Source organism: Variovorax sp. P4_D9 (assembly GCF_056401695.1).
In genome coordinates this window covers 20,299-33,049 of the sequence record NZ_JBFUIU010000017.1, presented here as the reverse complement: position 1 = coordinate 33,049, position 12,751 = coordinate 20,299, and the positions used below count along the sequence as shown (strand labels likewise).

Genomic DNA, 12,751 nt, shown 5'->3' with positions numbered 1-12,751 from the left:
GTTCTTGCTCTCCACCGCCTCCATGTAGTTGCCGCGGTTGAAGGCCGAGAGGTCGATCTCCTCGGTCGCCTTGGCCGACCACAGGCGCAGCGTGTTGGTGGCCTGCGTGCCGTAGCCCGGGATGATGGTGTCGTAGGCCATCGCCAGCACGTCGTGGGTGTCGACCCAGTTGGCCGCGCCGTAGGGCGCGTTCTTGCCTTCGCGCCGCTGCACGTGGCCGCCGAAGCGCACCCGGAAGCTCACTTCGGGACGCTGGAACTCCCACGGGTTCCCGCGCGTGAGCCAGTAGTCGGGTGTCTCCACCTGCTGGCCGTCGACGATGCGCTGGCGGAACATGCCGTACTCGTAGCGGATGCCGTAGCCCATGCCCGGCACGCCCAGCGTGGCCATCGAGTCGAGGAAGCAGGCCGCGAGCCGGCCCAGGCCGCCATTGCCCAACGCGGCATCGGGCTCGCGCTCGGTCAGCGACTGGATGTCGACGCCGAAGTCGACCAGCGCCTGCTTGACAGTATCCTGCAGCTCGAGCGCCAGCAGCGCGTTGGTGAAGGTGCGCCCGATCAGGAACTCCATCGACATGTAATAGACGCGCTTGAGCTTCTGCGTGTACTGCGCGCGCGTGGTGCCCATCCAGCGCTCGACCAGCTGGTCGCGCACCGCCAGCGCGGTGGCGTGCAGCCAGTCGTCGGGGCTGGCCGCGAACGGGTCCTTGCCGACCGCATAGATCAGCTTGTTGGCGACGGCGCGCTTGAAGGCGGCGACATCGCGGTCGGGATGGTCGTACTTGAAGTCTTTGATGGTCATGGGGGTGTGGCGGAGTTCGTTGGCTGGTTCAGGCCAGGGCCGCGGCGTAGACACCGAGGTATTGCGCGGCGGCGCTGCCCCAGTCGGCGGGGCGGCGCATGGCGCTGGCACGGACGGCGCGCCAGTCGGCCGGGCGCCGGTAGAGCGCGAAGGCGCGGCGCACCGCGCGCGCATAGCCTCCGGCGTTGAAATCTTCGAAGCAGAAGCCGGTGGCTTCGCCGCTGGCCATGTCCTCCAACGTGGCGTCGACCACCGTGTCGGCCAGGCCGCCGATCCGATGCACCAGCGGCAGGCTGCCGTACTTGAGCCCGTACATCTGGGTCAGCCCGCAGGGCTCGAAGAGCGAGGGCACGAGCGTGACGTCGCCGGCGCCGAACAGCCGGTGCGCGGTCGCTTCGCTGTAGCCCAGCGTGACGCTGACCGACAGCGGCGCATCGGCCGCCCGCTGCCTGAAGGCCGCCTCGAGCCAGGCATCGCCGCTGCCGAGCAAGGCCAGCTGGCCGCCCTGCACCAGCAACGCGTCGAGGCCCTCGAGCACCAGGTGCAGGCCTTTCTGTTCGGTCAGCCGGCTGACCAGCACGAACAGCGGCGCGTCGTGCTGCGGCGCCAGGCCGAGTTCGTCTTGCAGCGCCGCCTTGTTGCGGGTCTTGCCGACCAGGCGGCGCACGTCGAAACGGTGCGGGATCAGCGTGTCGGTGGCCGGATTCCAGACCTGGTCGTCGACCGCGTTGAGGATGCCGCTCAGCGCGTCCGCGCGGCTGCGCAGCAGGCCGTCGAGGCCGAAGCCCTGTTCGGGCGTCTGGATCTCGCGCGCGTAGGTCGGACTCACAGTCGTGAGGCGGTCGGCGAAGCACAGGCCGCCCTTCATGAACGAGAGCTGGCCATGGTATTCGAGGCCGTTGATCGAAAAGGCCGCGGCAGGCAGGCCCAGTTCGGCGAAATGCGAGGCCGCGAACAGCCCCTGGTAGGCCAGGTTGTGGATGGTGAACACGCTGCCGACCTTCGGGCCGTGGCGGCGTGGCGCGAAGGCCATGTAGGCCGGCGCCAGCGCCGCGTGCCAGTCGTGCGCATGCACGATCTCCGGCTGCCAGGCGGCGTCGAGTCCCTGGGCCAGTTGCGCGGCCGCCCAGCCGAGCAGTGCGAAACGCCGGTGGTTGTCGGCACGCGGGTCCTCGTAGGGATTGCCGGGACGGTCGTAGAGCCTCGGCGCGTCGATGACGTAGGTCGGGATGTCGGGGGCGCCGGCGGTCACGATCCGTCCGAGCAGCAGCTGCGCGCGCTCGCCCCAGGGCGCGGTGAATCCGGCCACCGGCACGGCGTCGGCGACGCCCGAAAGGATCGCCGGGAAGCCCGGCAGCAGCACGCGCGCCTCCTGGCCGGCCGCCCTCAGCGCCAGCGGCAGCGCACCGGCGATGTCGGCCAGTCCGCCGGTCTTGAGCAGGGGGAACAGTTCGGCGCTGACCTGGAGGATCCTCATCGTTCTCAAGGCGCCAGCCGCTTCAGCATCTCGCGCGTCACCAGCACCACGCCGCCCTCGGTGCGCTCGAAGCGCGCGGCATCGGCTGCGGGGTCCTCGCCGATCACCATTTCGTCGGGGATCACGCATGCGCGGTCGATCACGACCTTGTTCAACCGGCAGCCGCGGCCGACCTCGACGTCCGGCAGCAGCACGGCCTCGTTGATTTCGCAGAAGGAATGGATGCGCACGCCCGAGAACAGCACCGAGCTGCTGACCTTGGAGCCCGAGACGATGCAGCCGCCCGAGACGATGGTGTTGACCGTCATCCCGTGCTTGCCGTCGCGGTCGAGCACGAACTTGGCCGGCGGCAGCTGCCGCTGGTAGGTCCAGATGGGCCAGTCGGTGTCATAGATGTCGAGCTCGGGGGTGATCGAGGCCAGATCGAGGTTGGCTGCCCAGAATGCATCAATCGTGCCCACGTCGCGCCAGTAGGCATTGGCGCCGGGCCCGCGGCTGGCGCGGGTCACGCAGGACATGCCGAAAGGATGGGCCAGCGCGCGGCCCTCGGCGACCGCGCGCGGAATGATGTCCTTGCCGAAATCGTGGCTCGAATCGGGGTTGGCGTTGTCTTCCTCGAGCAGTTTGTAGAGGTATTCGGAGTCGAAGACGTAGATGCCCATGCTGGCCAACGCCACCTCGGGGTTTCCCGGCATGGCCGGGGGGTCGGCGGGCTTCTCGAGAAAGGCCGTGATGTTGCGCTCGCCGTCGATCGCCATCACGCCGAAGGCCGTGGCCTCCATGCGCGGCACTTCGATGCAGCCGACGGTGCAGCCGCGGCCGCTGGCGACGTGGTCGGTTAGCATGATCGAGTAGTCCATCTTGTAGACGTGGTCGCCGGCCAGCACCACCACGTAGTCGTGCGGCGTCGAACGGGTCTGGATGATGTCGAGGTTCTGGTACACCGCGTCGGCCGTGCCGCGGTACCAGTGCTCGTCGCCGACCCGCTGCTGTGCCGGCAGCACGTCGACCATCTCGTTGAGCTCGGCGCGCAGGAAGCTCCAGCCGCGCTGCAGGTGGCGCATCAGCGAGTGCGACTTGTACTGCGTCACCACCGCCATCCGCCGGATGCCCGAGTTGAGGCAGTTCGACAGCGCGAAATCGATGATGCGGAACTTGCCTCCGAAGTAGACCGCGGGCTTGGCCCGTCGGTCCGTGAGTTGCTTGAGCCGGGAGCCGCGGCCGCCGGCCAGCACCAGGGCGATGGTACGGCGAACGAGTTGGTGGGCCTGCAGGGTGGGTTGCGCCTTGTCTTCCATCAGTAGCCTCCGTTGGTTTTCTCGATGATTCCAGCCTAGCACCGCGGTGCGCCAGGTGTCATGTTCTTGCGATCCAGAGGCTGCCGCTCGGCAGTGTTCGTGTGGGGTGAAGCGATTCGGCGGCCGCCTCGTCGAGGGCCGGGTCGCTGGCCAGCCGGCGCCTCCAGCGGCCCCGCGGCAGGGTGAATTCGACCTCGGCCCCGCCGGCGTTGAGCAGCAGCAGCCAGTTCGGAGCCGGTGCCGGCGCCTCGAACAGGACCGCCAGGGCATGGCGGTCGCTGCGCCAGTCCTCACCGCGCATGTCGTGGCCCTCGGGCGCCAGCCAGCGCAGCGCGGTCGCGCCCGCGGCGGGCTCGGGCGGCCACCATCGCGTGCTGCGCAAGGGCTCGGCCTCGCGGCGCAGCGCCAGCAGCCGCGCGATGTAGGCGGCCATGCCGGCGTCGGCGCGTGTCCAGTCCAGCCAGGTCGTTTCGTTGTCCTGGCAGTAGGCGTTGTTGTTGCCGCGCTGGGTATGGCCGATCTCGTCACCGGCCAGCAGCATCGGCGTGCCCTGGGACAGCAGCAGCACCGCCAGCAGCACGCGCTGGAGGCGCCGGCGCTCGGCCAGCACCCGCGGGTCGTCGGTGTCGCCCTCGACGCCGCAGTTGCGGCTCAGGTTGTGGCTGCTGCCGTCGCGGTTGCCTTCGCCATTGGCCAGGTTGTGGCGTTCGCTGTAGCTCAGCAGATCGCGCAGGGTGAAGCCATCGTGCGCGGTGATGAAGTTGACGCTGGCGGTCGGGGCGCGGCGGTTGCGCTTGAAATCGTCGCTGGAGGCCGTGAAGCGATGGGCGAATTCGCCGACGGCCTCGCAGCGCCGCAGCCAGAAGCCGCGCTGGCTGTCGCGGAAGCGGTCGTTCCATTCGAGCCAGCCGGGCGGAAACTCGCCCAGCCGGTAGCCGCCCGGGCCGATGTCCCAGGGTTCGGCGATCAGCAGCGCGCGCGACAGCACCGGATCCTGCGCGACCGCCGCGAGGAAGGGCGCGCGCGGGTCGAACTGGCCGTCGGCGCCGCGCGCCAGCACCGGCGCCAGGTCAAAGCGGAAGCCGTCGACCCCGAGTTCGCACATCCAGTAGCGCAGGCTGTCCATCACCAGCTGCAGCACCCGCGGCTCGGCCAGGTTCAGGCAGTTGCCGCAGCCGGTCCAGTTCTGGTAGAGCGCCCGGTCGTCGGGGCGCAGGTGGTAGTAGAGCGCGTTGTCGATGCCGCGCAGGCTCAGCGTCGGGCCGAGCTCGTCGGTCTCGGCGCTGTGGTTGTAGACCACGTCGATCACCAGTTCCATGCCGCGCGCGTGGACCGCGTCGGCCAAGGCGCGGAACTCGCTCGCGGGCGTGCTGCCGGGGCGGCCGCTCCAGTAGCGCACTTCGGGCGCGAACCAGCCGATCGAGCTGTAGCCCCAGTAGTTGCTGAGGCCCTGCGCGAGCAGGCGCGACTCGTCGGCGCGCTGCTGCACCGGCATCAGGCTCAGCGTGGTGACGCCGAGGCGCTGCAAGTGGTCGAGCACCGCCGGCTCCGCGACCCCGGCGTAGCTGCCGCGCAGGGCCTCGGGAACGTCGGGATGCAGGCGGGTCTGGCCACGCACGTGGACTTCGCAGAGCACGCGGTCGCCGGCCGGGATGCGGCTGCGCCCCGGCGGTGCCGCGGGCAGGGGCGCCGCGACCCGGGCCTTGAGCGCGATCGCCGCGTTGTCCCGGGTGTCGCGCCGCTCCGGGTGCGCCGGGTCGTGGCCGAGGAACAGGTCTTCGCCGCCGTAGCGGCCGACGATCTCGCGTGCGTAGGGGTCGAGCAGCAGCTTGGCGGGATTGAAGCGCAGCCCCTCGTGGGTCGCCCACGGGCCGTGGACCCGCCAGCCGTAGACCAGGCCCGGCCGGGCGCTCGGCAGGCGGGTGTGCCAGACGCCGTCGGTGCAGGCGCTCAGCTTGAGGCGCTGCTGTTCATGGGCGCCGCTGCTGTCGAACAGGCACAGCTCGACCTCCGTGGCGTTCGGCGCGGCGAGCGCGAAATTGACGCCTTCGGGGCTCGGCGTGGCGCCCAGCGGCAGGGGCGAGCCGTCGATCAAGGGCTGCCCCCCGGCCTCACGCCAGCACCCACATCAAGGTTCCCAAGGGCGGCACCGAGATCACCATCGACCGGGCCCGGCCATGCCAGGGCACGGGTTCGCTCGCGATCGGCGCGTTGCCGACGCCGCTGCCGCCGTAGACAGGGTTGTCGGTGTTGATGAGCTCGTGGTAGGTGCCCTCCGCGGGCACCCCCAGCCGATAGCCGAGCCGCGGCACCGGCGTGAAATTGCACACCGCCAGCACGAAGCTGCCGTTGCGCGCGCGCCGCACGAAAGAGAACACCGAATGGTCGGCGTCGTCGTGGCAGACCCACTCGAAGCCCTCGGCCTCGCAGTCGAGTTCGTGCAGCGCAGGAAAGTGGCTGTAGACGTTGTTGAGGTCGCGCACCAGCCGCCGGATGCCCTGGTGCGCCGGCTGCTCGAGCAGGTGCCAGTCGAGGCTGTGGTCGGCGTTCCATTCGGCGAACTGGGCGAACTCGCCGCCCATGAACAGCAGCTTCTTGCCCGGGTAGGCCCACAGGTAGCCATAGAGGTTGCGCAGCCCGGCGAACTTCTGCCAGGCGTCGCCGGGCATGCGGCCGATCATCGAGCCCTTGCCGTGCACCACCTCGTCGTGCGACAGCGGCAGCACGAAGTTCTCGCTGAAGGCGTACATCAGGCCGAAGGTGATGCGCTGATGGTGGTGCTTGCGATAGACCGGATTGATGCCGGTGTAGGCCAGCGTGTCGTTCATCCAGCCCATGTTCCACTTGTAGTGGAAGCCGAGGCCGCCGTTCTCGGGCGGCCGCGTCACGCCGGAGAAGCTGGTCGACTCCTCGGCCAGGGTCACGGCGCCGGGCCGTTCGATGCCGACCACGCGGTTCATGCGGCGCAGGAATTCGATCGCCTCGAGGTTCTCGCGTCCGCCGAGCGCGTTGGGCACCCATTCGCCGGCCTTGCGACTGTAGTCGCGGTAGAGCATGGAGGCCACGGCGTCGACCCGCAGGCCGTCGACGCCATAGCGCTCGAGCCAGTAGAGCGCATTGCCGACCAGGTAGTTGCGGACCTCGATCCGCGCGTAGTTGAAGATCAGCGTCTGCCAGTCGTTGTGGAAGCCCTCGCGCGGGTCGGCGTATTCGTAAAGCGCGGTGCCGTCGAAGTTCGCGAGTCCGTGGACGTCGCTCGGAAAGTGGGCCGGGACCCAGTCGAGGATCACGCCGAGCCCGGCCGCATGCGCGGCTTCAACGAAATGGCGGAAATCGCCCGGCGTGCCGAAGCGCGAGGTCGGCGCGTAGAGACCGATCGGCTGGTAGCCCCAGGAGCCGTCGAAGGGGTGCTCGCTGACCGGCAGCAGCTCGATGTGGGTGAAGCCCATGTCGCGCACGTAAGGCACCAGGGTGTCGGCCATTTCGCGGTAGTCGAGCCATTCGTGGCCGTTCTTGCGCCGCCAGGAACCGAGGTGGACCTCGTAGATGCTGACCGGGGCGTCGCGGGCGTTGGCTTCGGCGCGTCCGGCCGGCAGTTGCACCGGTGCCGGCAGGGGCTGCACCACGCAGGCGGTGTCGGGCCGCAGCCGGGCCGAGAAGCCGAAGGGATCGGCCTTGCGCAGCACCTGGCCCTGCGCCGACAGGATCTCGAATTCGTAGCCGTCGCCGGGCGCCACGTGGGGCGCGAAGATCTCCCAGACGCCGCATTCGCGGCGCAGCCGCATCATGTGGCGGCGGCCGTCCCATTGGTTGAAGTCGCCGACCACCGAGACCCGGCGCGCATTCGGCGCCCAGACCGCGAAGGCGACGCCACGCACGCCGTCAATTTCACGCAGGTGGGCGCCCAGCTGTTCGTAGGGCCGCAGGTGCGTGCCCTCTGCCAGCAGCCAGACATCCATGTCGCCCAGCACCGGGGGGAACCGATAGGGGTCCTCTAGCGCCGACTTGTGTCCGCCCCAGTCGACCTCGAAGCGGTAGCCGAGCCGGGCCTCCGAGGCTGGCACCAGGGCGGCGAAAAGGTCGCTGTCGCCCTGGCGGTCGAGTTCGGCCAGCGGCCAGCCCGAGCCCGAGTGCAGCACCGCCACGGACTGGGCGCCCGGCAGCAGCGCGCGCACCCACAAGCCCTCGTCCGTCTCGTGCGGACCCAGCACCGCAAACGGGTCGCCATGCTCGGCGCGCATCAAAGCTCGGACTTCGGCATCAGGCAGCATGCAGGGGMTCCCCCATGAAGACGCCGAAGGGCGGCAGCGCGAGGGCGCGGCCATCGAGTTCGGCGCCGGCGAACGGCGATCCGGCCAGCGGCCGAAGGGCCTGCGCCAATTGCAGTGTCGCCGGCGTGTCGGACAGATTGAACACCGCTTGCAGCGCCTTGTCACCCTCGCGCCGTTCGAAGCACAGCAAGGGCTCCGGCGCCTCGAGGAATTTCATTCGGCCGGTGCGCAGCAAGGGCTGCGTGCGCCGCCAGTGCAGCAGCGCGCGGCTGTAGTGCAGCATCGACTGCGGGTCGCCGGCTTGCTGGTCGATGGCCAGTGCCAGGTGGGTCTGCGGCACCGGCAGCCAGGGCAGGCCATCGGTGAAGCCGCCGTGGGGCTGGTCGGCCCGCCACGGCATCGGCGTCCGGCAGCCGTCGCGGCCCTTGAACTCGGGCCAGAAGGCCCGGCCGTATGGGTCCTGCAGCAATTCGAAGGGCACCTCGGCCTCAGGCAGGCCGAGTTCCTCGCCCTGGTAGACGCTGGCACTGCCGCGCAGCGACAGCAGCAGCGCCAACCAGAGCCGGTCGCGCCGGGTGTCGACCGAGCCGGCGGCGTTCCACCGGCTGGCCACGCGCGGCACATCGTGGTTGGAGACCGCCCAGCAGCCCCAGCCGTCGGTCTCGCCGAGGGCCCTGTCGAGCGCCTCGACCTGGGTCCGCAGATGGCGGGCGCTGTGCTCGCTGGTCAGCAGGCTGAAGCTGTAGGCCAGGTGCAGCCGCTCGTCACGCTCGGTGTAGCGGGCCATCACGGGCGGTGCGTCCTCGTCGCCGACCTCGCCCAGCGCGATCGCGCCGTAGCCGTCGAGCAGCCGGCGCAGGCGTTCGAGGAACAACAGGTTCTCGGGCTGGCTCTTGTCGTACAGGTGCTGCTGCATCGCATAGGGGTTGTCGGCCCGCACCGTGCTCACCTCGCCGCCGTTCGCGGGCGGGTTGTCGCGCAATTGCGCATCGTGGAATTGATGGTTGCAGGCATCGAAGCGGAAGCCGTCGACCCCGCGCTCGCACCAGAACTTCACCTCGCCGAGCAGCGCCTCCTGCACCGCCGGGCAGTGGAAGTTGAGGTCGGGCTGCTCGGCCAGGAAACTGTGCAGGTAGTACTGGCGTCGGCGCGAATCCCATTGCCAGGCCGAACCGCCGAAGACCGACAGCCAGTTGTTGGGCGGCGTGCCGTCGGGGCGGGGGTCGGCCCAGACGTACCAGTCGGCCCGCGGGTTGTCGCGGCTGGCGCGGCTGGCCGCGAACCACGCATGCTGGTCGGAGGTGTGGGACAGGACCTGGTCGATGATGATCTTCAGGCCGAGCCCATGGGCCCGGGCCAGCAGGGCGTCGAAGTCCTGCAGGGTGCCGAAGATCGGGTCGACCGCCCGGTAGTCGGCCACGTCGTAGCCGAAATCTTTCATCGGCGAGCGGAAGAAGGGGGAGATCCAAATCGCGTCCACCCCCAGCCCGGCCACATGGCCCAGGGTGCCCGTGATGCCCGGCAGGTCGCCGATGCCGTCTCCGTTGCTGTCCATGAAGCTGCGCGGGTAGATCTGGTAGATCACAGCGCCGCGCCACCAGTCCTTGACCATGCAGTGCCCCTCGGGTTCGAAAATCATTGTGACATGCGAGAAGTGGGCCATCTCCGCAACCGCGATAATTCGCCTTCCCCCGGCCGCCTGGCGCCGGGTCGTTGCCGAGTGCCAAGAGTGCCCATGAACCCCAGCTACAAACCCGCCGAAGTCGAGTCCGCCGCCCAGGCCCAATGGACCGCGGCCGATGCCTACCGCGTGACCGAGGACGCGCGCAAGAAGAAGTACTACGCCTGCTCCATGCTGCCTTACCCCAGCGGCAAGCTGCACATGGGCCACGTGCGCAACTACACGATCAACGACATGCTCACGCGCTACCTGCGCATGAGCGGCTACAACGTGCTGATGCCGATGGGTTGGGACGCCTTCGGCCTGCCGGCCGAGAACGCCGCGCTCAAAAACGGCGTTCCACCGGCGAAATGGACCTACGAGAACATCGGCTACATGAAGAGCCAGCTCCAGGCCATGGGCCTGGCGATCGACTGGAGCCGCGAGATCGCCACCTGCGACCCGAGCTACTACAAGTGGAACCAGTGGCTGTTCCTCAAGATGCTCGAGAAGGGCATCGCCTACCGCAAGACCCAGGTGGTCAACTGGGACCCGGTCGACCAGACCGTGCTGGCCAACGAGCAGGTGATCGACGGCAAGGGCTGGCGCACCGGCGCCACCGTCGAGCGGCGCGAAATCCCGGGCTACTACCTCAAGATCAGCGACTACGCCGAGGAACTGCTCGATCACACCCAGCACAAGCTGCCGGGCTGGCCCGAGCGCGTCAAGCTGATGCAGGAGAACTGGATCGGCAAGAGCGAAGGCGTGCGCTTCGCCTTCACGCACAAGATCAAGGACGACAAGGGCCACCTGATCCAGGGCGGCCGCATGTACGTCTTCACGACCCGTGCCGACACCATCATGGGCGTGACCTTCTGCGCCGTCGCGCCCGAGCATCCGCTGGCCACCCATGCCGCGAAGACCAATCCCAAGGTCGCGGCCTTCATCGCCGAGGCCAAGGGCGGCGGCACCACCGAGGCCGAACTCGCCACGCAGGAAAAGAAGGGCGTGCCCACGGGGCTCACCGTGGCCCACCCGATCACCGAGGAACCGATCCCGGTCTGGGTCGGCAACTACGTGCTGATGAGCTACGGCGACGGCGCCGTGATGGGCGTGCCGGCGCACGACGAGCGCGACTTCGCCTTTGCCAATAAGTACGGCATCGAGATCATCCAGGTGGTCTTGGTCGACGACGAGCCGCACTTCAACTACCACCGCTGGCAGGACTGGTACGCCGACAAGCAGCGCGGCGTGACCATCAATTCCGACAACTTCAGCGGCATGCACTACCCGGTGGCGGTCAAGGCCGTGGCCCATGCGCTGCACCAGAAGGGCCTGGGCGAGATGCAGACCACCTGGCGCCTGCGCGACTGGGGCGTGAGCCGGCAGCGCTACTGGGGCACGCCGATCCCGATCATCCATTGCGAGGCGCACGGCGCGGTGCCGGTGCCCGAGAAGGACCTCCCGGTCGTCCTGCCGACCGATTGCGTGCCCGACGGCTCGGGCAATCCGCTCGCCAAGCATAAAGGCTTCCATGCCGGCGTGGTCTGCCCGGTCTGCGGCAAGCCCGCGCGGCGCGAGACCGACACGATGGACACCTTCGTCGACAGCTCGTGGTACTTCATGCGCTACTGTGACCCGAAGAACGACGACGCCATGGTGGCCAATGGCGCGAAGTACTGGATGCCGATGGACCAGTACATCGGCGGCATCGAGCACGCGATCCTGCACCTGCTCTACGCGCGCTTCTGGACCAAGGTGATGCGCGACCTGGGGCTGCTGAAGGTCGACGAGCCCTTCAGCAAGCTGCTGACGCAGGGCATGGTGCTCAACCACATCTTCTACCGTCGTGGCGAGAAGGGCGGCAAGGAGTACTTCCCGCCGGCCGAGGTCACGCCGGTGCTCGACGCGCAGGGGCGCATCAGCGGCGGCACCCTGGCCGATGGCACGCAGGTCGAGTACGGCGGCGTGGGCAAGATGGGCAAGACCGAGCGCAACGGCGTCGATCCGCAGGACCTGATCGAGAAGTACGGCGCCGACACCGCGCGCCTCTACACCATGTTCACCGCACCGCCCGACGCGACGCTCGAGTGGAACGACGCCGCGGTCGAAGGAAGCTACCGCTTCCTGCGCCGGGTCTGGAACTTCGGCGTCGCGCAGCATGCGGCGGCGGCCGCGGGCGGCGCGGCAGCGGCCGGCAAGCCCGTGTTCGGCAAGGAGGCCAAGGTGCTGCGCCACGAAGTCCACACCGTGCTGCGCCAGATCGACTACGACTACCAGCGCATGCAATACAACACGGTGGTGTCGGGGGCGATGAAGCTGCTCAATGCCCTGGAAGGCTTCAAGCCGGCCGCGGCCCACGCCGGCGACCGCGCCGCGGTGCGCGAGGGCTTCGGCATCCTGCTGCGCTGCCTCTACCCGGCGACGCCGCACATCGCGCACCAGCTCTGGCAGCAACTCGGCTACGACAAGGACCAGGGCGATTTGCTCGATGCGTCCTGGCCGGTGGTCGATGTCAGCGCGCTCGAGCAGGCCGAGATCGAGCTGATGCTGCAGATCAACGGCAAGCTGCGCGGCTCGCTGCGCGTGCCGTCCGCGGCCAGCAAGCCGGAGATCGAGAAGATCGCGCTCAGCTGCGAGGCCTTCGTGCAGCATGCCGCGGGCGCGGTCGCCAAGCGCGTGATCGTGGTGCCGGGCCGGCTGGTCAACGTGGTGCTATGAGGCGGGCGATCGGACGCTCGCCGCTGCCGCGGCGCGGCTTTCTGGCCGTCGCGGCCGCCTTGGCGCTGGCGGGCTGCGGATTCGAATTGCGCAAGGCGCCGACCTTTGCATTCAAGAGCATCGTCGTGACGGGCAGTTCGCCGTTCTCGAACTACCTGCGGCGGCAGCTCAGGGCTGCCGGCACCGTGGAGGTGCTGCCCGCCGACCAGGCCGACAAGGCCGAGGCGGTGCTGGAGCTGCTCGGCGAGGCCCGCAACAACATCGTGCTGTCGACCACACCCGAGGGTCAGGTGCGCGAACTGCAACTGATCCTGACCCTGCGCTTCAGGGTGCGGGGCCAGGGCGGCAAGGAACTGCTCGGACCGACCGAGATCCAGCAGTCGCGCGACATCACCTACAACGAGACCGCCGCGCTGGCCAAGGAAGGCGAAGCCGAACTGCTGTACCGCGACATGCAGAGCGACATCGCCCAGCAAGTGCTGCGCCGCCTCGCTGCGATCAAATGACGCTCGCCCCCAGGTTG

8 protein-coding genes are annotated in these 12,751 nt (G+C 68.9%); 2 read left to right on the top strand and 6 right to left on the bottom strand.

The features are described 5' to 3' along the window. From AC1DY5_RS03680 to AC1DY5_RS03655, 6 genes are all read right to left on the bottom strand, one after another. Positions 1–801, bottom strand: an 801-nt coding sequence (locus AC1DY5_RS03680; protein ID WP_478108625.1) for a glycogen/starch/alpha-glucan phosphorylase, incomplete at its 3' end; no start/stop codon positions are given. 28 nt (positions 802–829) lie between these two features. Next, positions 830–2,278, bottom strand: coding sequence for a glycogen synthase GlgA (glgA, locus tag AC1DY5_RS03675; RefSeq protein WP_478108623.1), 1,449 nt, complete (start codon positions 2,276–2,278; stop codon positions 830–832). A 5-nt stretch (positions 2,279–2,283) separates the two neighbouring features. Then, the gene (gene glgC, locus AC1DY5_RS03670; RefSeq protein ID WP_478108621.1) at positions 2,284–3,576 is read right to left on the bottom strand and encodes a glucose-1-phosphate adenylyltransferase; all 1,293 of its coding nucleotides are present in this window, start codon (positions 3,574–3,576) and stop codon (positions 2,284–2,286) included. A gap of 58 nt (positions 3,577–3,634) precedes the next feature. Next, the gene (glgX, locus tag AC1DY5_RS03665; RefSeq protein WP_478108619.1) at positions 3,635–5,671 is read right to left on the bottom strand and encodes a glycogen debranching protein GlgX; all 2,037 of its coding nucleotides are present in this window, start codon (positions 5,669–5,671) and stop codon (positions 3,635–3,637) included. A gap of 16 nt (positions 5,672–5,687) precedes the next feature. Continuing rightward, positions 5,688–7,847 carry a 1,4-alpha-glucan branching protein GlgB gene (gene glgB, locus AC1DY5_RS03660; RefSeq protein ID WP_478108617.1) on the bottom strand — a complete coding sequence of 720 codons (2,160 nt, stop codon included), beginning with the start codon at positions 7,845–7,847 and terminating at the stop codon, positions 5,688–5,690. Continuing rightward, entirely contained in the window at positions 7,837–9,486 is a 1,650-nt protein-coding gene (locus AC1DY5_RS03655; RefSeq protein ID WP_478108613.1) for an alpha-glucosidase, read from the bottom strand. The genes glgB and AC1DY5_RS03655 overlap by 11 nt, the downstream gene beginning before the upstream one ends. Before the next feature lie 96 nt (positions 9,487–9,582). Between AC1DY5_RS03655 and leuS the strand changes: the two genes are divergently transcribed. Then, positions 9,583–12,228 (top strand): leucine--tRNA ligase, encoded by a 2,646-nt coding sequence (leuS, locus tag AC1DY5_RS03650; protein ID WP_478108609.1) that lies wholly within the window; start codon positions 9,583–9,585, stop codon positions 12,226–12,228. Beyond that, a complete protein-coding gene (locus AC1DY5_RS03645) occupies positions 12,225–12,734 on the top strand; it encodes an LPS-assembly lipoprotein LptE (protein WP_478108606.1) in 510 nt (169 codons plus the stop codon). Before leuS ends, AC1DY5_RS03645 begins: the two co-directional genes overlap by 4 nt. The last annotated feature ends 17 nt before the right edge of the window (positions 12,735–12,751 follow it).